27 protein-coding genes are annotated in these 26,173 nt (G+C 33.1%); 14 read left to right on the top strand and 13 right to left on the bottom strand.

Going from position 1 to position 26,173, the window contains the following annotated elements:
- Window positions 1-26 precede the first annotated feature (26 nt).
- From rpsT to CIGNP109_RS04170, 3 genes are read left to right on the top strand one after another with little or no spacing between them, the layout of a single operon-like run.
- On the top strand, window positions 27-293 hold the full coding sequence (gene rpsT / locus CIGNP109_RS04180; protein ID WP_086228323.1) for a 30S ribosomal protein S20: 267 nt from the start codon (window positions 27-29) through the stop codon (window positions 291-293).
- A gap of 8 nt (window positions 294-301) precedes the next feature.
- Window positions 302-1,369: a peptide chain release factor 1 gene (gene prfA / locus CIGNP109_RS04175; RefSeq protein ID WP_086225313.1), complete on the top strand. Its 1,068-nt coding sequence runs from the start codon at window positions 302-304 to the stop codon at window positions 1,367-1,369.
- Window positions 1,369-1,926, top strand: a complete 558-nt coding sequence (locus CIGNP109_RS04170) for a manganese efflux pump MntP (protein WP_086228322.1) — start codon at window positions 1,369-1,371, stop codon at window positions 1,924-1,926. Before prfA ends, CIGNP109_RS04170 begins: the two co-directional genes overlap by 1 nt.
- On the opposite strand, the gene CIGNP109_RS04165 is transcribed toward CIGNP109_RS04170, so the two are convergent.
- Both CIGNP109_RS04165 and CIGNP109_RS04160 read right to left on the bottom strand, forming a co-directional pair.
- The gene (locus CIGNP109_RS04165) at window positions 1,927-2,154 is read right to left on the bottom strand and encodes a replication/maintenance protein RepL (protein WP_180380013.1); all 228 of its coding nucleotides are present in this window, start codon (window positions 2,152-2,154) and stop codon (window positions 1,927-1,929) included.
- A gap of 11 nt (window positions 2,155-2,165) precedes the next feature.
- Window positions 2,166-3,686 carry a phosphoethanolamine transferase gene (locus tag CIGNP109_RS04160; RefSeq protein WP_180380012.1) on the bottom strand — a complete coding sequence of 507 codons (1,521 nt, stop codon included), beginning with the start codon at window positions 3,684-3,686 and terminating at the stop codon, window positions 2,166-2,168.
- Between the two features lie 141 nt (window positions 3,687-3,827).
- On the opposite strand from CIGNP109_RS04160, the gene CIGNP109_RS04155 reads away from it, so the two are divergent.
- Window positions 3,828-4,586: an exodeoxyribonuclease III gene (locus tag CIGNP109_RS04155; protein WP_086228320.1), complete on the top strand. Its 759-nt coding sequence runs from the start codon at window positions 3,828-3,830 to the stop codon at window positions 4,584-4,586.
- A gap of 9 nt (window positions 4,587-4,595) precedes the next feature.
- On the top strand, window positions 4,596-5,096 hold the full coding sequence (locus CIGNP109_RS04150) for an isochorismatase family protein (protein ID WP_086228319.1): 501 nt from the start codon (window positions 4,596-4,598) through the stop codon (window positions 5,094-5,096).
- Between the two features lie 106 nt (window positions 5,097-5,202).
- Here CIGNP109_RS04150 and CIGNP109_RS08415 read toward each other — a convergent pair whose 3' ends face one another.
- The 5 genes from CIGNP109_RS08415 to CIGNP109_RS04130 are packed head-to-tail and all read right to left on the bottom strand — an operon-like array spanning window position 5,203 to window position 10,974.
- On the bottom strand, window positions 5,203-5,364 hold the full coding sequence (locus CIGNP109_RS08415) for a hypothetical protein (protein WP_180380011.1): 162 nt from the start codon (window positions 5,362-5,364) through the stop codon (window positions 5,203-5,205).
- Entirely contained in the window at window positions 5,357-7,186 is a 1,830-nt protein-coding gene (locus CIGNP109_RS04145) for a mechanosensitive ion channel family protein (RefSeq protein ID WP_086228318.1), read from the bottom strand. The genes CIGNP109_RS08415 and CIGNP109_RS04145 overlap by 8 nt, the downstream gene beginning before the upstream one ends.
- Window positions 7,149-7,784 (bottom strand): carbonic anhydrase, encoded by a 636-nt coding sequence (locus CIGNP109_RS04140; protein WP_086228412.1) that lies wholly within the window; start codon window positions 7,782-7,784, stop codon window positions 7,149-7,151. Before CIGNP109_RS04140 ends, CIGNP109_RS04145 begins: the two co-directional genes overlap by 38 nt.
- 47 nt (window positions 7,785-7,831) lie before the next feature.
- Window positions 7,832-10,219, bottom strand: a complete 2,388-nt coding sequence (locus tag CIGNP109_RS04135) for a sensor domain-containing phosphodiesterase (RefSeq protein ID WP_180380010.1) — start codon at window positions 10,217-10,219, stop codon at window positions 7,832-7,834.
- A gap of 38 nt (window positions 10,220-10,257) precedes the next feature.
- Window positions 10,258-10,974 (bottom strand): class I SAM-dependent methyltransferase, encoded by a 717-nt coding sequence (locus tag CIGNP109_RS04130; RefSeq protein WP_086228317.1) that lies wholly within the window; start codon window positions 10,972-10,974, stop codon window positions 10,258-10,260.
- Window positions 10,975-11,075: 101 nt separating this feature from the next.
- Here CIGNP109_RS04130 and CIGNP109_RS04125 point away from each other — a divergent pair, with 101 nt between their 5' ends.
- From CIGNP109_RS04125 to CIGNP109_RS04115, 3 genes are read left to right on the top strand one after another with little or no spacing between them, the layout of a single operon-like run.
- Window positions 11,076-11,936: a metal ABC transporter solute-binding protein, Zn/Mn family gene (locus CIGNP109_RS04125; protein ID WP_086228316.1), complete on the top strand. Its 861-nt coding sequence runs from the start codon at window positions 11,076-11,078 to the stop codon at window positions 11,934-11,936.
- On the top strand, window positions 11,933-12,694 hold the full coding sequence (locus CIGNP109_RS04120) for a metal ABC transporter ATP-binding protein (protein WP_086228315.1): 762 nt from the start codon (window positions 11,933-11,935) through the stop codon (window positions 12,692-12,694). The genes CIGNP109_RS04125 and CIGNP109_RS04120 overlap by 4 nt, the downstream gene beginning before the upstream one ends.
- A 26-nt stretch (window positions 12,695-12,720) precedes the next feature.
- Window positions 12,721-13,491, top strand: a complete 771-nt coding sequence (locus CIGNP109_RS04115) for a metal ABC transporter permease (protein WP_086228410.1) — start codon at window positions 12,721-12,723, stop codon at window positions 13,489-13,491.
- On the opposite strand, the gene pseB is transcribed toward CIGNP109_RS04115, so the two are convergent.
- A complete protein-coding gene (gene pseB / locus CIGNP109_RS04110; protein WP_086228314.1) occupies window positions 13,492-14,487 on the bottom strand; it encodes a UDP-N-acetylglucosamine 4,6-dehydratase (inverting) in 996 nt (331 codons plus the stop codon).
- Between the two features lie 15 nt (window positions 14,488-14,502).
- Window positions 14,503-14,934: a copper chaperone PCu(A)C gene (locus CIGNP109_RS04105; RefSeq protein ID WP_086225323.1), complete on the bottom strand. Its 432-nt coding sequence runs from the start codon at window positions 14,932-14,934 to the stop codon at window positions 14,503-14,505.
- Between the two features lie 120 nt (window positions 14,935-15,054).
- Here CIGNP109_RS04105 and CIGNP109_RS04100 point away from each other — a divergent pair, with 120 nt between their 5' ends.
- Genes CIGNP109_RS04100 through CIGNP109_RS04090 form a run of 3 tightly spaced genes read left to right on the top strand, consistent with a single transcriptional unit; the run spans window position 15,055 to window position 17,263 of the window.
- A complete protein-coding gene (locus tag CIGNP109_RS04100; RefSeq protein WP_086227257.1) occupies window positions 15,055-16,020 on the top strand; it encodes a L,D-transpeptidase family protein in 966 nt (321 codons plus the stop codon).
- 3 nt (window positions 16,021-16,023) lie between these two features.
- Window positions 16,024-16,266: a CmeU family protein gene (gene cmeU, locus CIGNP109_RS04095; RefSeq protein ID WP_086225325.1), complete on the top strand. Its 243-nt coding sequence runs from the start codon at window positions 16,024-16,026 to the stop codon at window positions 16,264-16,266.
- Complete coding sequence (locus tag CIGNP109_RS04090) at window positions 16,259-17,263, top strand: alanine racemase (RefSeq protein WP_086225326.1); 1,005 nt, start codon at window positions 16,259-16,261, stop codon at window positions 17,261-17,263. Before cmeU ends, CIGNP109_RS04090 begins: the two co-directional genes overlap by 8 nt.
- A 246-nt stretch (window positions 17,264-17,509) precedes the next feature.
- Here the strand turns inward: CIGNP109_RS04090 and gdhA are convergent, their stop codons facing one another.
- Both gdhA and CIGNP109_RS04080 read right to left on the bottom strand, forming a co-directional pair.
- Complete coding sequence (gene gdhA / locus CIGNP109_RS04085) at window positions 17,510-18,874, bottom strand: NADP-specific glutamate dehydrogenase (RefSeq protein WP_086228313.1); 1,365 nt, start codon at window positions 18,872-18,874, stop codon at window positions 17,510-17,512.
- 118 nt (window positions 18,875-18,992) lie between these two features.
- The gene (locus tag CIGNP109_RS04080; protein ID WP_086228312.1) at window positions 18,993-19,667 is read right to left on the bottom strand and encodes an MqnA/MqnD/SBP family protein; all 675 of its coding nucleotides are present in this window, start codon (window positions 19,665-19,667) and stop codon (window positions 18,993-18,995) included.
- Window positions 19,668-20,052: 385 nt separating this feature from the next.
- Between CIGNP109_RS04080 and CIGNP109_RS04075 the strand changes: the two genes are divergently transcribed.
- Window positions 20,053-21,822 carry a hypothetical protein gene (locus CIGNP109_RS04075; protein WP_086228311.1) on the top strand — a complete coding sequence of 590 codons (1,770 nt, stop codon included), beginning with the start codon at window positions 20,053-20,055 and terminating at the stop codon, window positions 21,820-21,822.
- A 59-nt stretch (window positions 21,823-21,881) separates the two neighbouring features.
- Window positions 21,882-22,325: a DUF411 domain-containing protein gene (locus CIGNP109_RS04070; protein ID WP_439098217.1), complete on the top strand. Its 444-nt coding sequence runs from the start codon at window positions 21,882-21,884 to the stop codon at window positions 22,323-22,325.
- Window positions 22,326-22,455: 130 nt separating this feature from the next.
- Here CIGNP109_RS04070 and CIGNP109_RS04065 read toward each other — a convergent pair whose 3' ends face one another.
- A complete protein-coding gene (locus tag CIGNP109_RS04065; protein WP_086228310.1) occupies window positions 22,456-23,703 on the bottom strand; it encodes a malic enzyme-like NAD(P)-binding protein in 1,248 nt (415 codons plus the stop codon).
- Between the two features lie 190 nt (window positions 23,704-23,893).
- Window positions 23,894-25,273, bottom strand: a complete 1,380-nt coding sequence (gene gltX, locus CIGNP109_RS04060; RefSeq protein ID WP_086228309.1) for a glutamate--tRNA ligase — start codon at window positions 25,271-25,273, stop codon at window positions 23,894-23,896.
- 71 nt (window positions 25,274-25,344) lie between these two features.
- Between gltX and CIGNP109_RS04055 the strand changes: the two genes are divergently transcribed.
- Complete coding sequence (locus CIGNP109_RS04055) at window positions 25,345-26,172, top strand: peptidylprolyl isomerase (protein ID WP_179187277.1); 828 nt, start codon at window positions 25,345-25,347, stop codon at window positions 26,170-26,172.
- The last annotated feature ends 1 nt before the right edge of the window (window position 26,173 follow it).

Below are 26,173 nucleotides of genomic sequence, written 5' to 3'. Positions count from 1 at the left end.
AGCTAAAATTATGAAAAAGGTAAGTTATGGCAAATCATAAATCTGCTGAAAAAAGAGCAAGACAAACCATTAAAAGAACAGAGAGAAATAGATTCTACCGTACAAGACTTAAAAATTTAACAAAAGCGGTAAGAGTTGCAGTAGCTAACAACGATAAAGAAGCAGCATTATCAGCATTAAAAGATGTAAATAAAAGCTTCCATAGCTTTGTAAGCAAAGGTTTCTTGAAAAAAGAGACAGCTTCTAGAAGAGTTAGCCGCTTAGCAAAATTAGTAAATACATTAGCTGCGTAAGCTAGTTTATGCTCGCACAAAAATTACAACCATTCATAGATCGTTTTAGCGAGATTGAGAGCTTGCTAAGCGATCCATCAGTCATTAGTGATATATCCCGTATGACTGAACTTTCCAAAGAACAGCGAAATTTAGAACCGATTAAAGAAGCTAGTGATAGGTATCTTAGTATCTTATCAAGTATCGAAGAGAATCGTGAATTATTAGGTGATCCTGAGTTGGGTGAGTTGGCTAAAGATGAGCTTAAAACGCTTGAGCCAGCGCTTGAGAGATTAGAAAATGAGATTAGAATTCTACTTATCCCAAAAGATCCAAACGATGATAAAAATATATTTTTAGAGCTTAGAGCAGGTACTGGCGGAGATGAAGCAGCATTATTTGTTGGTGATTTGGCAAATGCATATATGCGCTATACAGAGCAAAGAGGATATAAATTCGAAATTGTTAGTTCTAGCGAGGGAAGTGCTGGCGGATTTAAAGAGATTATTTTGCTAATAAAAGGTGATGGTGCATATTCAAGACTTAAATTTGAAGGCGGTACCCATAGGGTTCAGCGTGTACCTGAAACTGAGTCACAAGGTAGGGTACATACATCTGCTATCACAGTAGCAGTAATGCCAGAAGTGCAAGATAGCGAGATTATTATCAATGAAAATGATCTTAAAATCGATGTAATGCGCAGTAGCGGTCATGGTGGTCAAAGCGTAAATACTACTGACTCGGCTGTAAGAATCACGCATAAACCAACTGGTCTAGTAGTAGTCAACCAAGATGGCAAAAGTCAGCATAAAAACAAAGAAGCCGCAATGAAGGTTTTAAAAGCTAGATTGTATGAGATGCAAGAAAAAGAGCGTCTAGCAGCCCAAAGTCAAGAGAGAAAAGATCAAGTCGGAACAGGCGATAGAAGTGGTAGAATTCGTACATACAACTATCCACAAAATAGGATTAGTGATCATAGGATAAATTTGACTCTATATAGACTTGATGCGATTATGGCGGGCGGGTTATTTGATGAGATTATCGATCCATTGATAGCTGATTATCAAGCAAATGCAATAGCGAGTGCTGGCTTGTGATGGAGTTGCTGCTTTTGGCTGTGGCACTATCGATGGATAGTGCAGCATTAAGCATAGCCAATGGCGCAAGATGTGGAAAATTAAATTTATTTAAAATTAGCAAAATTGCCTTTATTTATGGATTTTTTCAAGCTCTTATGTTGCTTATTGGTTACTTTTTAGGGCTTGAATTTATTAAATATGTCGAAGCCATTGATCATTATATAGCATTTTTTATATTATTTGTTTTGGGCGCTAAGATGATAAAAGATTCTAGAGAAGAAGAGAATCTAGAGTGTAGTATTGATTTGAGTTTAAAACTTTTAATAATTGGGGCGATCGCCACTAGTATAGACGCATTGGCTGTTGGTGTAGCGCTTAGCTTTGAGGGTGGTAGTATCGCAGTTAGCTCAATAGTTGTAGGGCTAGTATGTTTTGCTATTTGTATTGTTGCAGTTTATATCGGCAAGTATCTAGGTGAAGCGCTAGAGAAAAAGGCGCTTATTTTGGGTGGGGTTATCCTTATAATTATCGGATTTAAGATTTTGTTATCTCATATTTTTGATTTAGATATTTAGTTAGTATAGGCCATTTTTGATCTTTTTTATAACTCTTTTTTGGGTTAGTAAATTTATGGTATCAATGGCCGTTGGTTTGCTGATATTTAGCGTAGCGCATAGCTCTTTTATAGTGTATTTAGATCTCTTATCATCATCTAAATTATCTATGATAAACTCAATAATTTCTGATTTTTTATCCCCTAAAATCATACAAATAACACTTTTATATAGAGCTATATTATCCAAATTTATCTCCATTAATCTTTTTGATACATTATATCTAAGTTTGGATTATAGACGCTTGTTTGGATAGCAAAAAATCCTAGCATAGTGTGAAAAATATTATCATGTGAAAAGCTATTATCTTTTAATATTTTTAAGCTTTCTAGCTGATTTTGATCTTTTAGCCATAGCAGTGCTGGGACTTTGGTTTGAAAATCTGGTGCTAAGAAATATGGGGCGCCATGAAGGTAAATTCCGTTTTCTCCAAGGCTCTCGCCATGGTCGCTAACATAGAATAATCCGGTTTGCATATCGCTTTGTTCTAGCATATCTACTATTTGATTGACTATATAATCTGTGTATAAAATTGTGTTATCATAGGTGTTTACTATCTCTTCATAGGTGCAGTTTTTAAGCGTAGCGGTATCGCAAGTCGGGCTGAATTTAGCAAATTCTTTTGGATATCTTTTGAAGTATGTAGGTCCGTGGCTACCTTGGAGATGGATTACTATAAAGCTACTCTCTTTGGTATTTTGAATTCTCTGCCTGATCTCATCAAGCATAACGCCATCATAGCTATCGCCGCCAAAATTTTTGGTATCTTTTAAGCGAGCGCAGACGCCTTTGCAATATCCAGAGTTATTGCCTATCCAGCTTACTTTTATCCCAGCAGTCTCTAAGACATCTAGTAAATTTCCGCTATTTTGGGCTATATCAGCGGAGAAATTATCTCTATTTAAATTTGAAAACATACAAGGCAAGCTTATAGCAGTTGAGGTCCCGCATGAGCTAAATTTAGAAAAGCTTAAAAGCCCATTTTTTATTGAGTATGGATTTGTATCGTATTTATCATATCCATTTAGTGAGTAGTTTGCCGCTCTAGCAGTCTCACCAGCTACAAAGACAAATAGCTTTTTTGTCTCTTTTGTCTGTTTAGCATCAAGGCCAATAGGATTAAATTCGGCCTTTGGTGATAGGGATTTTATATATTTGAAGCTTGAGTATAGTGAATAAAATGGGGTTGTGTAAAATCTTATTTGATTGTAATTTCTAAAAAATGGGATATAATCTTTGCTTAAAATACCAAAAAGAGAGCCAAAAACTACTAATGAAGAGATTATGAGTATGGTGCGATTTTTTAAGGCTGTTGAGATATTGGTTTTGGTTATTTTGACTTTTATTATCAAAAATACAGCCACAATGGCTAAAAATATCCAAAATATCATATTTAAATTTAATAGATCTTGAACCTCTTTGGCGTCTGTTTGAAGGGCATTTCTTATCATTTCACTATCGATGATTACCGAGTAGGCATTCATAAAATAGGCCCCAACAACGCCAACGATGGTTACAAATATTGCTAAAGCCTTTGTGATATAGGGCAAAAATATTAAGCCAAATACAAATACTATTAACGAGTAAAATAGTATCGGTAAGGTTAATAAAGTAGAGATATTTTCAGAGAAATTTAAATTTTCAAACCCAAAGGCAAAAAATTTATAATTTAATGCTGTGATAAATAGGGCAAAATATAGAATAAATTTGTTTGAGCTCAATATAATTTCCTTTGAATTAAATTAAAAAAGATAGATTATATAGTTAATTAGTAATTTAATGATAAAAATATGGTTAATGATTGTAAATTTTAAAAAATATTTTAAAATTTGAATTATAATGAGATTAAAAAAGGATTAAATTTGAGATTGATTTCGTGGAATGTCAATGGGCTTAGGGCTGTTGTAAATAAAGATGGATTTTCGTGGCTTGGTGAGTATAGGCCAGATTTTTTGGCTTTACAGGAGATAAAGGCAAGCGAGGATAAGATACCAGCCGAAATTTATAATCTAGGATTTGAGAATATATCTGTAAATTCAGCTAAAAGAGCGGGGTATTCGGGTGTGATGAGCTTATCAAATTTAAAAACACAAAATCTAAAATCGCAGTTTTTTGATGATGATGAGGGTAGAGTTTTGGAGCATATATTTGATAATATCCATCTTTTTAATATATATTTCCCAAATGGTCAGCAAGGTGATGAGAGACTAGGGTATAAGATGGATTTTTATGATAAATTTCTAGTTTATATCAATGCTTTGGTTAGTGATGGTAAAGGGGTGATATTTTGCGGTGATGTTAATACTGCTCATCGTGAAATAGACCTTAAAAACCCAAAGGCAAATGCTAAAACTAGTGGATTTTTACCAGTTGAGAGAGCGTGGATTGATAGGGTGATCGAGGCTGGCTTTATCGATACTTTTAGATATATTCGTGGCGATATAGAGAGTGCGTATTCGTGGTGGAGTTATAGGTTTAACGCACGGGCTAAAAATGTCGGCTGGAGGATTGATTATTTTTTTGTCTCGCAAGGGTTAAAAGATAGATTAAAAGATGCTTTTATATTAAGTGATATCGAGGGTAGTGATCACGCTCCAGTTGGGATTGATATTGATTTGTAGGAGAATTTTATGAGTTTAGTTTTGGTTGTAGATATTCAAGAGAGATTAACTCCAGCGATGAGTGATGCAGAAGAGTTAGTAGCAAATTCGTTAAAGTTTTTACAAATTGCTAAAGAGCTTGGAATAAAAATCATTGCAACTGAGCAATATCCAAAAGGACTTGGAAATACTATAGATAGTTTAGATTGTTTTATAGATGAAAAATTTCAAAAGATGGAATTTAGCGCTTATAATGCTATAAAAGATCAATTAACAATGGTAAATAATATCTATATAATTGGCATTGAAGCACATATTTGTGTATATCAAACAGCTTTGGATTTAATAAAAAATGGCCATAATGTTACGCTAATTGATGAGTGTATTAGTTCTAGAGATCCAAAAAATAAATCCCTTGCATATGCAAATTTAAAAAATATAAGTGTAAAACCACTTGAAATGGTGGCATTTGAATTACTCAAAAGTGCTGAACACTCAAGCTTTAAGGCTATTTCAAAATTGATAAAATAGTTTTATTATTTTCTTTAGTGATAGCAAATTGCCACTAAAGAAAATAAGTTTTACTAATATTACAAGAGATAAAAGCAGCAGTTAGAACTAACAAATTTAACTATATTTACTCCATATCATAGCTATCTTCTTCCTCCTCATTATCATATGAATAGTCGTTTTCATCATAGTTGTAGCTATGATGGCTATCTTTGTAGCCATCATCGTAGTCATCATACTCATCATAATCTAGATCTTCATCTAAGTCATCATCATATATTTTAGACACTTTTTTCTCCTTTATAAATTTGAATTTTTGGGATGGATTCTATATATAGACTTCTGCTAGGGAAAGCGAAACTCGCATCATCATATCGCTCTACTATCTCCATTATTTTTAGCATTACATCCTCTTTGGTAGCTAAATACTCGCCCCAAATCACGCTTTTGCTAAAGCAATATATCAAGATATTTATAGAGTTATCGCCAAACTCATCAAGCACTACAAAAAGATTGCTCTTATATCCATCTAGGTCATCGACTGAAACCATACTTTGGCGATATTTTATCCGTGCGTCATTGCTATTTAGGGCACTATCTATACCGCTTTTAGCGATGCCAGGGTGATTTAAAAGCATCTGTTTTATATCATTTATGCAGTTTTGAATACTCTCTTTGCTTGTAGTGTAGCTTAGGCCGACTTGCATTTTGATTTGACGACCGACTTTGCGGCGATTCCAGTTTTTGATACTTTCGCTCATAATTTTTGAATTTGGTACAAATACCAAGGCATTATCAAAAGTCCTAATAGTGGTTTTTCTAAGTCCGACTTCTACTACAGTTCCTTCTATCCCAGCGCAAACTATCCAATCGCCTTGACTAAATGAGCTATCAAAAAGCAGTAAAATCGAAGCAAAAAAGTTGGCTATAATATCCTTTGTTGCTAATGCTACGGCTAATCCGCCGATACCAAGGGAGGCGATAATGGTGCTGATATCAAAGCCAATTTTGCTTAAAATTACCAAAATTGTAATGAGAATAACGATGAAATATAGCACTTTGATTATGAGATTTATCACCTCTTTTCGGCCTGATTTTTGGGCGATTTTGGATAATAGCATTATGCCATATCCATCAAGGGCACCTATCACAAACCACGCTATAACCACGCTATAAGCGATATCGAAGTAGTTTTTTATCTCTATATTTATGGTGGAAGGATAATAGGCAATTATCAAAGATAAATTTAAAGCATAAATAATAAAAAATGTAAATACCGGTAGCCTGATAGCAGCTACAAACTGCTCTTTAAATTGATTTTGTGTATTTTGATAGCGTGATAAGATGGTGATAAATATCCTATAAAGCAAAAGTGAGGTTAGTCTTGGTATTAAGATAAAAAATATACAAACTAAGATTATAATCGCTATTTTGCCGATATTTATAGAATTTGAGTTGAGGTTTAGAGATGAGTTTATCTTGTCAATTACGCTTTGTAAATTTAGGCTAGTTAACACAAAATTACTATCAAATAGTTCAGAATTATCCTTTAAATAGTTGAGAATTTCGCTATAAGTTTGCCTTTTTAGCTCTAAGGCGTCTATATCATCTTTATAAATTTGAGTTTGGTCTTGGCTTAGGGCTTTTATCTCTTGGTAGTTTGAGATTTGAATTTGAGTTATAGCATCTATCAAGGCTTCATCTGGAGTTTGGTCGTAGTCTTTGAAGGCTATTGAAATTTGAGATAGAGTTAGGTAGTAAATTTTGTCTAAATTTATAGATGCTAAATTTATTTGAGTTTTGATATAGTGATTAGAGCTAGGCTTATATTTTGCAAGCTCTTTATTTAGTACTTTTATGTATGAGTTTATCTGTGTTTGATTGAAGTCACTACTGCTAGTTATGAGTGCTGGTAGGCTCTTGATAAGGCTATCTTTTTCTTTTTGTAGAATGGATATCTCATCATTAATGCTAGCATTTTGCTCTTTTATTATGGTTAATTGAGAATTTAGCGATATGATTTTATCACTTACGCTAATTAGCTCATTTGATAATAAGATATTACAAAATAGATTAAAAATCAGTAAAAATTTGAGAGTAAATTTCTTCATAGTTGATGCTCTTTTCTAATAATTTAAAGCTTTTTGTAGTGTCATCATAGTTGTATAATTCTCCTGTTTCTATAATGTAGTGCCAACCATATAGTTTTAGCTCTTTGGCTTTGAGTTTGTCTATCACGCCTGGGAAGGTCATGATATTTTGAAGTGAGTTAATGATATTTAGCCTTTCAGTTACCCAAGCTCTTTTGGCTGGTGTTATATTCTTGTCTTTTAAAACTTCAGTTTTGATATTTTCAATTATCATAAGCCACTTTTTGACAATTGGTGTATTGGCTAGCTTATCATCGCTTTGATATAGTGCCTCACAGCCACCGCAGTTGCTATGTCCGCAAACTATGATATTTTTAATCCCTAGAGTATGTATCGCATACTCAATAGCAGCCGTTGTAGCTAAAAATTCATCTACTAATCTATAATGCGGGACTATATTTGCGATATTTCGCACGACAAATAGCTCACCGGGCAAGGTATTGGTAATCAAATTTGGGACAACTCTAGAATCAGAACAACCGATAAATAGCGTGTGTGGCGCTTGTTTTTTGCTTAGATGTTCAAATAGCTCTTTGTGCTCTATGAAGTTTTCTTCCATGAATTTAACTGCGCCGTTTATTATATTGTGATGCAAATTTACTCCTATTATTCTATATTATTTGGCAATACCGGCCTAGCTAATAGATAGCCTTGTGCATAGTCTATGCCTAGATTTTTGACAATCTCTAAAATTTGTGGAGTAGAGACAAACTCAGCCACGGTTTCATATCCTTGACGCTTAGCAAAATCTACAATCGTCATTACCACGCTTTGAGCATTCTTATCAAATGGTAGTTTAGATATGATAGAACCATCTATTTTGATATAATCTATATTTAATTCAAGCATTCTATAGTAGTTAGAATACCCACTACCAAAGTCATCAAGACTAAGCCTACAGCCATAATTTTTAATCTCTTGAATAATTGGGTTTATAGCATCATAATCATCAACCCCTTCACTCTCTAAAATCTCAATGGTAAGATTTTGTGGATTAGAACAGCTATCTAGCTTTTGAATAAATAAATTTTTAACTGGTTCATTCATCATATCTACACTTGAGAGGTTGATAGAAAATCTCTTTTTATCCCCAAAACGTTCTAAAAGTTCAAAAGCACGATTGATAACTTGCTTGGTAAGTGCTAGATATAACGATGTTAGCTTGGCCACACTTAAAAACTCATTTGGATAGTGAATTTGATTTTGTTGATCTAAAATACGAATTAAAATCTCATATGAGCTAATTTTTGGTTTATTTTCTCTAATATCAAATATTCCTTGACACTCGACAATTACTCTATTTTCATTTAAGGCGTATTGAATTAGTCGTGTAATGGTGGCGTTTTTTTGATAGTTTTTCTCTATTGGGTTATCGTGATTATAAAAGCTAAAACTTAAATCTTTATCCTTAGCATCTTGAGCAGCTAAAATAGCTTGAGTTAGTCTATTTAAATTTGGCTTATCTTCATTTGAGCTAATACCAATGGTAATAGAAATATTTGGTAAAATCTCAAATCCGCCCTCAGTCTGAATGGTGATATTTTTGGATTTGAAATATTCTAAAAGATATTTTATATCTTTTTTGATATTATCGCCTTTATACCAGATACAAAACTCATCAAGTTGCATTCTATATGCCATAGCGTCGATTTTATAAGTGCTAATAGCTAGTTTGATAGAGTTGGCAATTGCTACAAATATTAAATCAATTAAATCTGAGCGGTAAAAAAATCTTAAATTTACAAAATCTGTAATCATTAGATAAATTAGTGTGCCATTTTGGTTGGCTTTGATAGCATCATTGAGTGAGGTTAAATTTCTTAATCCTGTGAGATTATCAATATTTGAACTCTCTTGTAGTTGAGCGTTTTTAAAGTTTAATTCCTTACTAGTTAATCTCTCTTTTGTGATATCACGTTTTAGGATTATAGCTCCACTAATATCGTTAAATTCATCTAACATTGGTATCGCAACTATATTTTCGTAGATAAGAATTCCATCTTTTGATTTGCTCACAAATTCGTTATATGTTTTAACATCTTTGCTTTGGCAAATTTCATCAAATATATCAGTTCCTTGCATATTCATATTTAATGCACTTAGCTCTTGATTTATAATATCTTCTGGGCTAAAACTGCTTGAATTTATAAATGAATTATTTACACTTGATATTCTTCCAAATTTGTCTAAGATTATTATTTGATTTGGGTTGCTATCAATAAGATAGGCAAGCTGCTTTAGCTTAGCTTTATTACTGCGATTTTGATTGCTTAAAATCCCATTTTTAGTCAAAGCTAAAAATGCTACAACTAGTAAAAATACTGAACATGTAATAAGCGCATATAAAGCAGAGTTAAAATGCTCTATTGAGTGGTTTAGGAGTTGGTCAATTTTGCTTTCAATTTTTAGTGCTTTGTTTTGGATTTTAAGGTTTGGAATAGTGATTAAGTTATCATTTACATGCTGAATTTTGATTAAAAATTCATAATCAAACTGCTCCCTTGGCTCGTTAATTAGCTTGGTTAGATACCTATCAAACTCATCTCTATTAAAATCAGATATAAATCTTGAGTTGATTAACAAAGCATAGGCTTGTGCCATTTGTTTAAAATCTATAGTATTTGGTAGTTCTTTGTTTAGCTCAAATAGACTTTTAGAGATATCTTGACGGATTATATAATAATTTCTAATGATATCATTTCTGGTTTTTAATCCGCTTTTTAATGTGTCTAAAAGTTCAACATGTTCAACATTATAAAATAGTTTTGTAATAATAAAATTTGAGCTGATTTTATCCATTAAAGTGTTGATTTCATTAATACTATTTTCGGTATTTTCAATTGTCGTATGGATATTTTGGAGGTCAATTTGCAGATACAATTCCTCATTTAAGCGCTTTAATTCAGCAAAATCATATAATCGCTCATCTGTTTTTAATAAAATTTGCCCAGTTGATACGATAAAATAAAGGCATACCAAGACAAAAAATATCAATACAATTCTTATAATATTAGTTTTTAAAATATTTGCTTTCAAAATATCATAACTTTCACGCAAGTGGCGATGCTCTCACTGATCTCATCGCCTTTTGCTAGGTTTATTATCTTGTTTTTTATCTCATCTTTTGTGTAGTTTTGGCCGCTCATCTCTAAATGCCAAGCCAAATTCTCTACCATATCATCTAAGCTTCTTGTGGCAGTTCTATTCTCATTTATAATTTTGGATTTGAGCTTGATATTTTTGGTTTTTAGAAACTCTTCAAGCCTAGCTATAGGTGCTGACATATCAGATCTATTGGAATTGCTTTTAAAAAGCTCTAACAAATTTGATTTTCTAGGTTTGAGCCAATTCATATATATATGCGTATTAGCAAGGTTATAAAATATCTCAAAATCATCATCGCTCCTAAGTGCGGGCGACATAGTCAAAAATGCTATATCAAATTTACGATTTTTGATATCGTGTATTTGGTTATTTGTGGTTTGTATGTTGGTTATATTGTGTTCTTTGGCGCTTAAGCTTAAAATCTCAAGCATAGAATCACTGATATCTAAGGCTAAAACGCTCTTGCTCATTTTGGCTAAATGTAAGCTATATACACCAGTTCCAGCACCTATATCAATTACGCTTTTATCAGCAAAGCTAACCCCGCACTCATCCAAAAAAGCGAAAAATTCCGCCTCAAATGGACGCATAATAGGGCTAAATTTAGGATATGTTTTGGACTTTTTATTCCAAATTTCACGCATATAACTACCTTAGGATTGTTTGCTAAATTTTATCAATTTTTGCTTTAAATAAATTTAAGTCAAATCAGATATAATTTTACACTTAATTTTATGGAGAAAATATGGTTAGATTTAGCTTGATTTTGGCATTTTTGGTTGGAGTGATTTGGGCTAGGCCGGTAGTGAGTGCAAGTATTTTGCCAACGGCGTTTTTTGTTGAACAAATTGGTGCTAGTAGTGTTGAGGTTAATACGATTGTTCAAGAATTTGCCGATCCACACTCGTTTGAGCCTCGAGCTAGCGATATGAAAAAGCTTGAAAATAGCGATCTTTTCTTTGCAGTTGGAATAGAATATGAGGATGTTTGGTTGCCTAAATTTAGCAAGACATTTCCAAATTTAAAAGTTATAAAAACTCAAGGCAAAACACCAAAATATGATAAAATCACTCATGATGATCACCAAGAACATGGCGATCATAAGCATGAAGAACATAAGCATGAATTTGATACTCATATTTGGCTTGACCCTATAATGGTAAAGGAACAATCTAAAATAATTGCTAATGCTTTAAGTCAAAAATATCCACAAAATAGCGAACTCTATAGCCAAAATTTGGATAAATTTAATCAAGAAATTGATAAATTAGATAGTTATATAAAAGATAGTTTAAAAGATTTAAAAAATAGAAAATTTATGGTTTTTCATCCATCTTGGGGATATTTTGCTAAGCGTTATAATCTAACTCAAATCGCTATAGAATCAGGTGGCAAAGAGCCAAAGCCTGCTGCCCTTGCAAAGCTTATTAAAATGGCAAAGAGTGAAAATATCAAGGTGATTTTCATCTCGCCTGAGTTTAGTCAAAAATCAGCTAAATTAATCGCAGAACAAACTGGCGCAAAGTTAATAGAAATCAATCATTTATCAAAAAATTGGCTTGAAAATATGTATACAATTGCTGATATTTTTAAAAGTTCGCTATGAATATTGAGATTACAAATTTAAGCTTTGGCTATGATGATGGTAATATTTTTAAAAATTTAAATTTTAGCTACCATAGTAGAGATTTTTTAGCAATTATTGGACCAAATGGCGGAGGCAAAAGTACACTTTTAAAGCTAATGCTTGGAATATTAGAGCCACAATCTGGTAAAATTAGTATAGATTCTAAGCCGCCAAAATTAGCAAAAGAACTAATTGGCTATGTTCCGCAGTATATTCCAGTTAATAAAACCTTTCCAATGAGTGTTTTAGAAGTTGTACTGATGGGAAGACTGCGTAGTGGGCTATTTAAGTTCTATTCAAAAGCAGATAAAAATATGGCTATGCAAGCTCTTAAGATGGTAGGTATGCAAGATTTTAGCACCAGGGGAATTGGCGCACTTAGTGGCGGTCAAAGACAAAGAGTTTATATTGCTAGGGCATTAGTAAGTGGGGCTAGGATCTTAATGCTAGATGAGCCAACGGCTAGTATCGATACGCAAGGCCAAGCTCAAATTTATTCTGTATTAAAAGAGATAAACCAATCAAATGTAGGAGTAATTGCCATAAGTCATGATATAAATATGGCTATGAATTTTGCTACTAAAGTCGCCTATGTAAATAGTGGTAGCGTAGTGCTTCATGATATTTCAAATTTGGATAATAGAGAGTTTATAAATCATCTTAGTAAGAGTCATACACATTTTTGCGATGTTGAACTAGCGCTTAATAGTTGTGGTTGTGCTTCACATAAGGAGTAGTAGTGGAGATTTTAAGCTTTAGCTTTATGCAAAATGCTTTAATTGCTGGGATTTTAGTTAGTATAGCGTGCGGTGTGATTGGTTCACTTATTGTGATAAATAAGATGACATTTATCGCTGGTGGTGTTGCACATGGGGCGTATGGCGGGATTGGAATAGCCTTTTTTTTAGGCGCATCTCCACTTCTTGGAGCGGCTGGGTTTGCAGTAGCAATTGGGCTACTTATCGCATTTATTAGTGGACAAAATCGTGATCGAATAGATAGCGTAATTGGTGCTATCTGGGCGTTTGGAATGGCTGTTGGGATTATTTTTGTTGATCTTAGCCCAGGATATAATGCTGATTTGATGAGCTATCTATTTGGTTCGATTTTAGCTGTAAGCACAGAAGATCTGATATTTATGGGTATTTTGGATGCTATTTTTATAGCTTTTGCTTTGCTTTTTTACACTCAAATTTGTGCTTTTTGCTTTGATAGTGAGTTTGCTAAGCTTCGTGGAGTAAATGTTAACTTTTTATACTATTTGATGAGTGCTCTTATTGCTCTTTGTGTAGTTAGCACTATTAGGGTTGTGGGGCTTATTTTGGTGATTGCTTTGCTTAGTATTCCACCATATATTGCTGAGAAATTTAGTCCAAATTTGGCCATAATGATGGTTTTATCTGCGATTTTATCAGCTATATTTATATTTTGTGGGTTGATACTTAGCTACTATTTTGATCTTACTAGCGGAGCAGCAATTATCGCAGTAGCTACTGTGGTATTTTTTGTAGTGGAGTTTTATAAAAGAGGGTGATTAAATCCTCTTCATCATTGTCTCTAGCCAAGCTTTATCGAGCCACTGAGTATTATTATCTGAACGGTATTCAAAATTGTTACTTACGGCACGACCTTTTTCTCCAAGCCTATTAATAGCAAAATTAGCCTGTTTATCATAAAATTTAATAGATGGCCCAATTACATAATGATCATCAAATTCCAAGCTGTGCATAGTATCATCAGCACTTATCATTATTTCATGAAGTTTTTCGCCTGGACGAATTCCAATTATTTTAATAGGTAAATTTGGCGCTAGAGTTGCAGCCAAATCAATAATTTTCATAGATGGAATCTTAGGGATAAATAGCTCACCACCTTGCATTCTAGCAAAGTTTTTAAGAACAAATTTAACCCCATCTTCAAGTGTAATCCAAAATCTAGTCATTCTCTCATCTGTGATTGGTAGTTCTTTTGCGCCATTTGCGATTAGGCGCTTAAATAGTGGAACTACCGAACCTCTTGAGCCTACAACATTACCATATCTGACGACACTAAACCTAGTTGGGCTTGTGCCTGCGATATTATTGGCTGCTATAAAGAGTTTATCACTTGCAAGTTTAGTAGCACCGTATAAATTTACAGGATTGCACGCTTTATCAGTACTTAGAGCAATTACCTTTTCTACTCTATTTTTTAAACTAGCATTAATTACATTTTGAGCGCCATGAATATTGGTTTTAATACACTCCATTGGATTATATTCTGCGATTGGTACATGCTTCATCGCAGCAGCATGGATGACAAAATCTACACCATTCATAGCAGTGTTTAGTCTATTTTCATCACGCACGTCACCGATAAAATATCGCATTGATGAGCTTGAAAACTCCTGTGCCATTTCATATTGTTTTAATTCATCTCGTGAGTAGATTATTATTTTGTTTGGTTTATAATTTTCTAGCAATATTTTGGTATATTTTTTACCAAAACTACCAGTTCCACCAGTTATCAAAATATTTTTATTGTTAAACACTGCTATCTCCTAATATTAATGCATCTTAGCTGGAATTACTTTTTTAACCGGAATTTGGTTTAGTTCATAAGTTTTGCCATTGCTAAAGGTTAAATTTAAATCTATATTGCTATTTTCATTGATTTGATTTTGAATACCTAAAAACATTATATGAAGTCCACCTGGTTTTAGTTCAACTGATGAATTAGCTGGGATTTTGATACTTGGAATTTGTATCATTTTTTTCATACCATTTTCTTCTATGTGAGTGTGAAGTTCAGTTACTTTACTTATATTACTATTAGCTGAAATTAATTCAACATCGCTATTGCTTGTATTTTGAATTTTCATAAATGCAGCGCTGTTTTTAGCATTTGGTGGAGTTGCTTTGGCATATGGGTCAACTAATAAAACTTCAGCTTGTAAAGTAAGCATAGTTATAGCTGCTAAAGAGAAATATTTGAACATTACAATATCCTTATATAAAAATTTAAATAGGCCAAATTATACAGGAATTTAAATTAATTTTCAACCGATTTTGATATAATTTTGGAATTTAAAAATTTATAAAATTCAAGGAAAAACAGAGTGAAAAAGCTTATTTTGCTACTAATTTCAGCTTGTATGATTGCTGGTGAATTAGAAGACTTATACCTTCAAGGTGGTATCACAGCAGTGCAAAAAAAGATAGAAAAAAATCTTCAAAATCCAGAATACTGGAATAATAATTTAAAAGATATGAACTTGACATACGGCTACTATAGTAATAGCGATAGACTTATTATTGCAGTGGATAAAACTGCAAAGCAAATTTCAATAAATAGATATGAAAATGGTAATATTAAGGTGTTAAAAAGCAATGAGATAATCACTGGATTAATGGGCGAAAAACTAGTCGAGGGTGATCTAAAAACACCTGTAGGTGCATATGAGATTACTCGTAGATTTACCCCGCCAACAACATATTATGGGCCAGTTGCCTTTAGTCTTTCATATCCAAATTTATACGATAAGATGCGTAGCAGAACCGGCAGCGGGATTTGGATTCATGGCTATCCGATGGAGGGCGATGTAAGAGAAAACGAAGTAGAAACTAGAGGTTGTGTGGCGATGAAAAATGATCTGTTAATAGCCTTTGAAGATGTCGTAAAAAATAATAAATCCATTGTAATAATTAGTGAAAAAGGCTATCCGCAAGCTTTAACTTCAGATATTGCAGTGATTTTTGCTGGACTTTTTGCGTGGAAAAATGCTTGGACGATAAGCGATTTGGATAGATATTTAAGCTTTTATAGTAGTGATTTTCGCCGTTTTGATGGAATGAAATTAAGCGAATTCTCGGCGATGAAAAAAAGAGTATTTAGTAAGAATGAAAGCAAGATAATTGAATTTAAAAACTTTACAATCGTACCATATCCTAGTACTGATAGTAAAAATATTTATCGTGTGAGCTTTGATGAGAGATATAGAGCTGATACATATAATTTTGATGGGCAAAAGGTGCTATATGTGGCTGTAGAAAATAATAAGATGAAAATATTAATAGAGGAGTAAAAAATGAGCGATGATAAAGAGTTAGTTAAAAAGCAAATAGAAGAGTTTTTAGCTGCAAGGGGTAGATTTTTTGAAGTTTTGGATGCGAGTGTGCCTAAAAAGGGCAATAGCACGGCTTTTGACTTTGATGCTTGTAATGAACCAAGTCTAAAAGCACTATATAAAGAGTTTTACGCATATGATTATGCAGTAAGAAAGATGTTGCCACATATTTATAAAAAATTTGATTTGAGCTTTAATGTCTGAGATCTTACTCTCTAAGAGTGCTTATGAGCATAATCTTACTCAAATTGCTAAAAAAGTAGGCTCTAAAAAACGAATAATTTCTGTATTAAAAGATAATGCTTATGGGCATGGGGCGCTTTTAATGGGGAAAATTGCAAAAGAGTTTGGTATAGAGATAACCTGCGTAAAAAGCGAGATAGAAGCTAGAGAACTAGCTGGATTATTTAAGAGTATTATAGTGCTTTCTCATCTGCCAACTGGAAATGAAAGTAGTGAGTTTATTTATGCTATTAATGATATTAGGGCTTTAGAGATTATTAGGCCTGGTACTCAAATTCATCTTGCTATTGATACTTTAATGCATAGAAATGGTATAGATGTAAGTCAGATTAAAAGTGCTATAGAGATTATTAAAAGACGAAATTTAGATCTAAAAGGTGCTTTTACTCACTTTAGAGCTAGCGATGAGCATGGGGCAGATTACTTCGTGCAAAAAGATAATTTTGAGCTAGCTAAAATTATGATAAGAGAGCTATTTAATAAAGAGCTTATATTTCATTCTCATAACTCCGCAGCAATAGAAAGAGCTAGCGATGTAGGCGATGAGTATGTTCGTGCTGGTATGGCACAATTTGGATATTCTGGATTTGATGAGAGCTTAGGATTAAAAAAAGTTTTAAAGCTATATGCAAATCGTGTAAGCTCTAGAGTATTAAAAGCTGGTCAAAGCGTGGGCTATGGTGGCGTATTTACGGCTAAATATGATATGAATATTGCTACATATGACCTTGGCTATGGCGATGGGTTGCTTCGTTATAATGGTAAAGGCGAGTTATATTTAGCCAATGGCGAGCCAATTTTAGGCAAGATGTCTATGGATAGCTTTAGCTCTATAGATATGGGTGAGAGAATCTGCGTATTTGATAATGCTGATATTTGGGCGGAGTTTTTTGATACTATTAATTATGATATTTTAGTTAAGCTTAGCCCTACGATTGCTAGAAGAGTAGTGGAGTGATTGTTTAAATTTTTAGATTTAGACTATTTAATTTTTTTAGACTAAGCAAATTTAGATTAACCAAAATTTGGTTAATAAATTTTTAGATTATTAAATTCAAATCAATTTTTTAGATTAAGTGATTTTTAGATTAATAAAATTCTATTATTTAAATTCAGATTTAGATGATTGAATTTCTTCGGTTATTTGATTTTTAATTTTGAACCACATAAATGGCTCAGCCGACGCATTGTCGGCTAGAGTTTATTATACATATCCTTGATCGATCATCGCATCAGCGACTTTTCTAAATCCTGCGATATTTGCTCCTAGAACAAGGTTGCCCGGTACGCCAAATTCAACAGAAGTTTCATAGCTAGCTTCAAAGATATTTGTCATAATGCGGTGAAGTTTGCTATCTACTTCATCGAAAGTCCATTTTTGCATACTTGCGTTTTGTGCCATTTCTAATCCACTAGTTGCCACGCCACCAGCATTTGCAGCCTTAGCAGGACCAAATAAGAAATCTTTTTTGCTAAGCATAAAATCAATAGCCTCAAGTGTGCTAGGCATATTTGCGCCTTCACAAACCAATCTACAACCATTATTATAAAGAGTTTTGATATCTTCTAAATTTAGCTCATTTTGTGTAGCACTTGGGAATGCAGCATCACATGGAACGCTCCAAATAGCATTTGTACCAGCTTTATACTCGCTAACAGGAGTGAATTTCGCACTAGGTTTAGCCGCTGCGTATTCGCTAAGGCCTTTTCTCTCAACCTCTTTAATGCGTTTTAATAGCTCTACATCGATACCTTCACTATCATAGATAAATCCAGTTGAATCACTAACTGTTATAGGAAGTGCGCCAAGTTGATATAGTTTTTGAGCTGTATATATAGCCACATTGCCAGCACCGCTTATTGAACATTTTTTGCCTTCTAGGCTGCTATTTTGTTTTTTAAGCATCTCTTGAGCGAAATATACTGAGCCATAACCAGTAGCTTCTACCCTTACTAAGCTACCACCCCAGTCTAGTCCTTTACCAGTCAAAGCACCATCAAAGCGATTTGTTAGTTTTTTATATTGACCAAACATATAGCCAATTTCACGACCACCAACGCCGATATCGCCAGCTGGGACATCTTTTACATCGCCGATTAATTTGTATAATTCATTCATGAAAGCTTGACAAAATCTCATAATCTCGCCATCGCTTTTGCCTTTTGGATCGAAATTTGCGCCGCCTTTACCGCCGCCCATATTAAGACCTGTGAGTGAGTTTTTAAAGATTTGCTCAAAGCCTAAAAATTTGATGATATCAAGGCATACTGATGGGTGAAATCTCAAACCACCTTTATATGGTCCAAGAGCAGAGTTAAATTCTACACGATATCCGAAGTGTGAGCAAGGTTCGTTTTTGTCATTCATATAAGTCACTCTAAACATCGTAGTTCTTTCAGGCATTACAATACGATCTATGATTTTGTGATCTAGATACTTTTTCTCTTTTTCTAAAAGTGGCTCTAAAGTATGTAAAACCTCTGTAGCGGCTTGTAAAAATGTTGTTTGACCTGGACTTGACTTTTTGATATTTTCAAGTGTTTGGTTGATATACTCATGTACTGACATTGTAACTCCTATTGTGAAAATGTTTGTAGTTGGATTATATTTAATTTTTCTTAAATTTAATCTGAATATAGAAAAATTTGGGATAATTTTTGGTTATATTGTTACAAATTTACCCACTTTATGGGTGAAAATTATGCTTTTTTGCTAGAGAGATAAATTTTTTTAAAGCTCTTTTTTCTTTGGTATTCACACTATAACTAATGTGCTCTAAATACCATAAAATCAGGCTTGGTGATATATTTCTACTTTTTGAATATTCATTGAGTATGTATTTTGGTATCTTTATTTTTTGCTTTAAGAATTGATTAATAATTTTTTTATACAAATTTTGATTTTTATTACAGCAAAATAGTCCAAAAACAAAAGGTAACCCCGTTTTTTGATACCAAATTTCACCCATATCATAAAATTTATCCCCACCATCTTTTATATATTGTCTTAATGCTTCATCTCCTATTATTATCTCTCCATTAAGCGATAAAATTTTACCAAGCATATTTGAACTCTTAGATGCGGGGTCTAGTTTTTTGGGGCTATTTTTACGCACCAAGACAGATTTTACCGCACCTTTGGCGCATATTCCTAAATTTAGTTTTGTGTATTTTGGATTTCTACTCTCTATGCTTGAGATGATGGCGGCATCGATTCGTCTTTTGCTTAGATCTTCGCATAACTTTGCTGGGGTGCCTTTTTTGAATTCAATAGATTTTTTAGTTTGATTGCTTAGTGGGTAGCGCTTTAAAAATACATGAAATGGAAGCAAATTTAGATAATCAATCTTACCAAATAGCATATTTAAACCCTTTATAGTGTGTTATCTTCAGCGTCTTTAAGGGCTGAGATTTGTAGCCTTTATGGCTTAAAATTTGGATTAAATATATGGATTATACCCCAAATTTGCTTAATTTTTGAGTGTTAGCGTAGGGAATTATATCTAAAATAAATCAAAATATATTAAGCTATTTTTCTTATAGCCGATTTATGGATTATATTTCAAATAAAAAGAGATTTTATGAAAAATTTGCTTTAGCAACTATTTTTTAGTTTCTGCTCTTTTTTCAGCAGATAATTTTATCTTTTATTTTAATAATGGCGAACTTAGAGTTGCCGATATTAAGGCATATTAATTAACTTTGGGCGATTAATTCGCCTAAAGCTCAACGCAAGAAAGGTTTAAAATGAATATTAGCTTGCTATCATCAAATACATTTCAAATTCAAATTAATCAAAAATTGCCAAAAATAGAGCTAAATTTCGCTCAAACAGAGCAAATAAAACAAGATGAAAACACTGATAGATTTGGTAGAAAAATAGAGTATTATGATTATTATGCAGGATCTTACGGAGACATAAATATAGTCCAAAAATATGGAACAAAAACACAAACCAAAGAAGAAGCGTTGGATGAATTTATCGCTAGACAAACAAAGAGTATTTTAGGTGGTGCTTTTTATAATTCAACATTTGGTGCGTCAGATATAAGAGGTATATCAGAAGTAAGAGAACATACTATTACCATAGAGGATTTTGAGTATCCAACATTTGATAGTGGATATTTTTTTCATAATAATTATTATCAATATGGCAAAATCCCGCAAGAGTACTACCTAAACTCCTACGCAAACTCAAATTTAATTGATACTAAATTTGGTAAAGCGGAGCTATTTTTGGATTTAGCTGGGGATAATGATAGATTAGGAGTTGGAAGCTTTAGCTCAAATTCGCAGCTTTTTAGATTTGATAGTGATGGAAATGGATTTGTAGATAAAAATGACACCTACTTTGATAAATTAAAAATAAGAGCTTATGATAAAGATGGAAATGAGATTATCAAAAAACTTAGCGAAGTAGTTGATAGTATAAATTTAAAAGATTTCATAGATAGCAAGAGCAATGCCTTGAAAAAACTTGAAGCTCAAAAAGATAATTATGGAACAATAGAAGCTTATGAAAACTCATTACAATCGCTAAAAGATTATAATCCATACTCTATTTTTAAGCCTGAAGTAAGATATGAAAGTATGAATGAGAATGATATAAAAGAGCTCTCAAAACTAGCTGATGAAGATGGTTGGATAGATATAAATTCAAATTTGGGAGCTTTTAATGGATTGCTTGGGATTGCTTATGCTAAGCAAGGAGTTGATGGGAGTTATAGATTAGAAGAGTTATCGAGTTATCCGCATACTACAAATTTTGGCTTTAATAATGTATTTGATACAACAACCAAAGAGTACTATTGGCGAGATAGCGATAAAAACTCTTATCAAAATCAACAATACACGAGATTTATGAATTTATACAATGATTATATGAGCGAGCTTAAAAATAGAGATGATTATATAAATGAATTTGATGATGAAACAAAGGCAAAGTATCAAAATGTAAAATCTAGCGTTATGCTGTCTATAGAGCGTGAATTTAGCTCTGCGACCGGACTTAACTTCACCTTAGAAAATCTACAAAAAGTTAAAGATAGCTTTGAAAAAGATAGAGCAAATACCGCAAATATGCTTAAAGACACAGACACATTAACAGCTATAAGAATTAATAAAAATGGCACATTTACCCTTAAATTTAACAGCGGAAGGGAGATAATCGTAAATGAGCTTTATAAAGATAGCGGTAAGGCTTTTGACGTAGAGCTAAATTTAAATGCTAAATTCGCCACTCAAATAGAGCTAAATCAAGATATAGATTTGGTGGTGAGCGCAGCTAAAATCCAAGATAAAATCACAGGGCAAATCGAGATAAAATCCCTAAAAGATCTAGGTGTGGAGATAATCAAAAAGTTATCAAATAACAAATTCACACTCCAAACAAAAGATGGTAAAACCATAATCATAGATCAAATTTATACTAGATTGATGCCAAATAATCAAAATGATATAAATTTAATAGACGATAAGGATAAATTTTACCCAAAACCGCTTAGAATTTGGGTTTAAAATAGCTTTAGTATCTGTTTATTATAAAAAAGTATTATTATAAAGATATAAAAGGAAAAATACTCAAAAAGTATATTTTTGCTCTTGCTTTGGCTCTACCTTTGTTTGCTCAAGAGAGATTAATCCATGTTTATAAGTCGCCATCATGTGGTTGTTGTGGGCTTTGGGAAAGTTATATGGAGAAAAATGGTTATAAGATCAGCTCTCATGCTAGTGAGGACTTTATAAAAATTAAAGAAAAATTAAATATCAAAGATGAGTATCAAAGTTGTCACACAGGGGTTATCGATGGTTACGCTATTGAGGGGCATGTGCCTAGTAGCGCTGTGGATTGGCTATTAGAAAATAAGCCTAATGGCGTGATAGGAATTTCAGCCCCTGGTATGCCTATGGGAAGCCCTGGAATGGAGCAAGGAATAGAGGAGAAATATCCTGTAATTTTGATGAAAAAGGATGGCTCAAGTGAGATTTTTGGATATTATAAGGGGGATAAAAAGATTTAATTTATTATGAAATTTAAATTTAGTATTAAATAAATTTGAATTAAGAAAAAATTTATATAAAATATTGATGAAATTTAATTTTGATAGTGATAACCGCATGAGTATAAGCAGTTATCACTAAATTTATAAGTTAAAATAAATTTTTTAGCCTTTGTATATAAGCACTCTCATCAAACTCTTTTACCAATGCCACTCCATCTTCTACAGCTGCTTTTGCTACAGCTGGAGCTACTACTAAAAGAACTCTTGGGTCAAATGGTTTTGGGATTATATAATCTTTACCAAATTTAATCTCATCTACGCCATAAGCTTTGCAAACCTCGCTAGGGACGCTCTCTTTGGCTAATTTTGCTAGAGCTTGTGCGGCGGCTATTTTCATATTTTCGGTGATTTTTGTCGCTCTTACATCGAGCGCACCACGAAATATAAATGGAAATCCTAAGACATTATTTACCTGATTTGGATAGTCGCTTCTGCCTGTACCGATGATGATATCATCTCTAATCGCATGAGCTTCTTCTGGTCTGATCTCTGGCTCTGGATTGGCTAGAGCGAAGATTATAGGATTATTTGCCATGCTTTTTACCATATCAGGCGTTAGAAGTTTGGCTTTAGAAAGGCCTAAAAACATATCAGCACCCCTTAAAGCATCGCCCAAAGTTCTATCATCTGTGTCTATGGCAAATTCCATTTTTTGCTCGGTCAAATCATCTCTTTTTGAGTGGATAACGCCCTTGCTATCGCACATAATTATATTTTTAACCCCGACACTTTGATACATTTTCGCACATGCTATTCCGGCTGCTCCGCTACCGCTTACTACAACTTTAATTTTACTAATATCCTTGCCATTTATCTCTAAAGCGTTTAATAATCCCGCCGTTGTGATAATGGCTGTGCCGTGCTGATCATCGTGCATTACAGGGATATTTACACTTTCTTGAAGTTTTTTCTCTATGTAAAAGCATTTTGGAGCGGCGATATCTTCTAGGTTTATACCACCAAAAGTTGGGGCTAGAGCTTTACAAATTTCAACTATCTTATCTGGGTCTTTCTCATCAAGTTCGATATCAAAGGCATCTACATTGGCAAATTTTTTAAATAAAACAGATTTGCCCTCCATAACAGGTTTTCCAGCGATAGCACCGATATCACCAAGGCCTAAAACCGCCGTGCTATCTGTGATTACGGCTACTAGATTGCCTTTGTTTGTGTATTTGTAGGCTAATTCGTTGTTTGCACTTATCTCCATACAAGGTTCAGCAACTCCTGGGCTATATGCTAGACTTAAATCTTCAGCACTCACACAAGGTTTTTTGACATTGATTTCTATCTTGCCATCTATGTGATAATCAAGAGCTTTTTGTTTTAAACTCATATTCTTTCCTTAAATTTAACTTTAAATTTTAAAATAATATAGAATTATAACTTAAATTTATTTCATTATAGGTAAATATTTAAATAATAGATAAAATTTATTATTTATGTGTTACTTTTTGTAAATTAAATGGTAAATTTAAGCTATACTTAATAAAATAAAAGCCAGAGCCTTAAGCTCTAGCTAAGTTTTATAAAGATTTTAGGAAGTTTTGGATTCTTGATTTTAACTCATCAAGACCGATAAATTCTATAACTTCAAAGATACTAGGACTTACCGCACTACCTGTAATTGCTATTCTAATTGGTTGGGCTAGATCTTTTAGCTTTTTGCCTTTTTGAGTTAGAAATTTATTTGTCATCTCCTCAACTGCCTTAGCATCCATATTGGCATTACCAAGAGAGTTGGCAAATTCGCTTAAAAGTAGCTTATTATCATCATTTATAAATTTTTTCACAGCATTTTGGTCATAATTTGTTGGTTGATTGATGATAGCAAGAGCCGAAGCTTTTAGTTCTAAGAGAGTTTTTGAACGCTCTCTTAATAGATCTAGTAGCATTTGGCCTTTATTTATTGCCCTAAAATCTAATCCAAAATATAGCATATCATCAGCTAATCTTTCAAATGGTAAAGTTTTTATGTAGTGAGCATTTAGCCATTCTAGTTTTGATGGATTATATGTAGAGGCTGATTTGCTAAGATTATATGGATCAAATAGCTCTAACATTTGATGCATACTAAATATCTCATCATCTCCATGGCTCCAGCCAAGACGCACTAAGAAATTTAGCAATGCCTCAGGTAGATAGCCCATATTTTTATACTCCATTACATCTGTTGCGCCGTGTCTTTTGCTAAGTTTTGCTCCATCGCTTCCATTGATCATAGCTACATGAAAAAACTCTGGAATTTTAAATCCAAGTGCTTCATATAGTATAATCTGTTTTGGCGTGTTGCTTAGGTGATCATCGCCTCTAATGATATGTGTAACTCCCATCAATGCATCATCTATCACAACACAAAAATTATATGTAGGCGACCCATCACTTCTAGCGATAATAAAATCATCTAAGATATCCTCGCAGTTAAATTTAATATACCCTTTTACTCCATCGGTAAATTCAATTACTCCATCAAGTGGAGCTTTTATACGAATTACAGGCTCAATGCCTTGTGGTGGTGTGCCATTAAAATCTCTATATCTGCCATCATATTTTGGTCTTTGCTTATTGGCTTCAGCCTCGGCTCTCATCTGCGCTAGCTCTTCTTGAGTAGTGTAGCACTTGTAGGCTTTGCCATCTTTTAGTAGTTGATCAATATATTTTTTATAAATATCAAATCTTTTTGATTGATACTCTACTTCACCATCATAATCCAACCCACACCAATTAAAGGCTTCTCTAATAGCAATTGTAGCCTCTTGTGAGTTTCTTTTAAGATCGGTATCTTCTATTCGAAGTAGAAATTTACCGCCATTTTTGCGAGCATAAAGATAGCTATATAGTGCAGTTCTAAGCCCACCAATGTGTAAAAATCCAGTTGGAGATGGAGCAAATCTTGTAGTTAGCATTACAATTATCCTATTATTTATTTAAATTTGGATATAATTTTAGCTCAAATTTGCTTTAATAAAGGTTTTATATGATAAAAAATTTAATTTTTACAGCACTATTTTTGGCTATTTGTGCCGATGCTAGATTTGTAGGTGGTTTAGTTGCGACTGTAGATAATGAACCGATTACGACTTATGAGCTAAACACTACGATGACTAAGATGAATCTAAACAAAGAGGCTGCACTAAATCTACTAATAAAAGATAAACTTGAGCTTGCTCAAATAAAAAAGCTAAATATAACTGCAAGTCAATTAGAAATAGAACAAAAGATCGCTCAGTTAGCCAGTGCAAATAAAATGAGCGTTGAAACATTTAAATCAGTTATAAAATCTCGTGGTACAAGTGAAACACAAATGCGTGAAAATATGGAAATATCGATTAAAAAAGAGAAGCTTTATGCTGGAATTTTAAATACTCCAAACCAAAATATCACTCCACAAAATGCTAAAAGATTTTATGAAAATAATCCTGGAATGTTTTTGCAATTTGATAAGGTTAGCCTAATTCGTTATACTTCAAATGATCCACAGGCCTTAAATTTGCAAGCTAAAGATTATAAAGCAAAAATAAACGGAGTGCAAAAAGAGAATTTAAGTCTAAGTTCATCTGAGATTGCTCCTGGGTTAGTTTATATCTTTAATACTACCCCAAATGGTGAATTTACACCAATTTTAGAAGGACCAATGGGGTTAGAAAGATTTTATATAGTAGCTAAAAGTGGCTCAGTTTTACCGCCATTTGAAGTAGTAGAACAAGCTGTAGTAAATGCAATGGTAGAACAAGAAAGAGAGATTGCTATAATGGATTATTTTAATAAATTAAAGGTAAAAGCAAATATAAAATATATAAAATAAT

Origin of the sequence: Campylobacter sp. P0109, from assembly GCF_002138755.1 — a bacterium.
Classification (GTDB): Bacteria; Campylobacterota; Campylobacteria; order Campylobacterales; family Campylobacteraceae; genus Campylobacter; species Campylobacter devanensis.
Note: the sequence above shows the minus strand (reverse complement) of the source record. Positions and strands in the feature narration are given on the sequence as shown.

Coding starts and splice junctions, on each gene's coding strand:
- rpsT (WP_086228323.1), top strand. CDS start 27: ATGGCAAATCATAAATCTGCTGAAAAAAGAGCAAGACAAACCATTAAA.
- prfA (WP_086225313.1), top strand. CDS start 302: ATGCTCGCACAAAAATTACAACCATTCATAGATCGTTTTAGCGAGATT.
- CIGNP109_RS04170 (WP_086228322.1), top strand. CDS start 1,369: ATGGAGTTGCTGCTTTTGGCTGTGGCACTATCGATGGATAGTGCAGCA.
- CIGNP109_RS04150 (WP_086228319.1), top strand. CDS start 4,596: ATGAGTTTAGTTTTGGTTGTAGATATTCAAGAGAGATTAACTCCAGCG.
- CIGNP109_RS04145 (WP_086228318.1), bottom strand. CDS start 7,186: ATGAAGAAATTTACTCTCAAATTTTTACTGATTTTTAATCTATTTTGT.
- CIGNP109_RS04140 (WP_086228412.1), bottom strand. CDS start 7,784: ATGGAAGAAAACTTCATAGAGCACAAAGAGCTATTTGAACATCTAAGC.
- CIGNP109_RS04130 (WP_086228317.1), bottom strand. CDS start 10,974: ATGCGTGAAATTTGGAATAAAAAGTCCAAAACATATCCTAAATTTAGC.
- CIGNP109_RS04125 (WP_086228316.1), top strand. CDS start 11,076: ATGGTTAGATTTAGCTTGATTTTGGCATTTTTGGTTGGAGTGATTTGG.
- CIGNP109_RS04120 (WP_086228315.1), top strand. CDS start 11,933: ATGAATATTGAGATTACAAATTTAAGCTTTGGCTATGATGATGGTAAT.
- CIGNP109_RS04115 (WP_086228410.1), top strand. CDS start 12,721: ATGCAAAATGCTTTAATTGCTGGGATTTTAGTTAGTATAGCGTGCGGT.
- CIGNP109_RS04105 (WP_086225323.1), bottom strand. CDS start 14,934: ATGTTCAAATATTTCTCTTTAGCAGCTATAACTATGCTTACTTTACAA.
- cmeU (WP_086225325.1), top strand. CDS start 16,024: ATGAGCGATGATAAAGAGTTAGTTAAAAAGCAAATAGAAGAGTTTTTA.
- CIGNP109_RS04090 (WP_086225326.1), top strand. CDS start 16,259: ATGTCTGAGATCTTACTCTCTAAGAGTGCTTATGAGCATAATCTTACT.
- gdhA (WP_086228313.1), bottom strand. CDS start 18,874: ATGTCAGTACATGAGTATATCAACCAAACACTTGAAAATATCAAAAAG.
- CIGNP109_RS04080 (WP_086228312.1), bottom strand. CDS start 19,667: ATGCTATTTGGTAAGATTGATTATCTAAATTTGCTTCCATTTCATGTA.
- CIGNP109_RS04075 (WP_086228311.1), top strand. CDS start 20,053: ATGAATATTAGCTTGCTATCATCAAATACATTTCAAATTCAAATTAAT.
- CIGNP109_RS04065 (WP_086228310.1), bottom strand. CDS start 23,703: ATGAGTTTAAAACAAAAAGCTCTTGATTATCACATAGATGGCAAGATA.
- gltX (WP_086228309.1), bottom strand. CDS start 25,273: ATGCTAACTACAAGATTTGCTCCATCTCCAACTGGATTTTTACACATT.
- CIGNP109_RS04055 (WP_179187277.1), top strand. CDS start 25,345: ATGATAAAAAATTTAATTTTTACAGCACTATTTTTGGCTATTTGTGCC.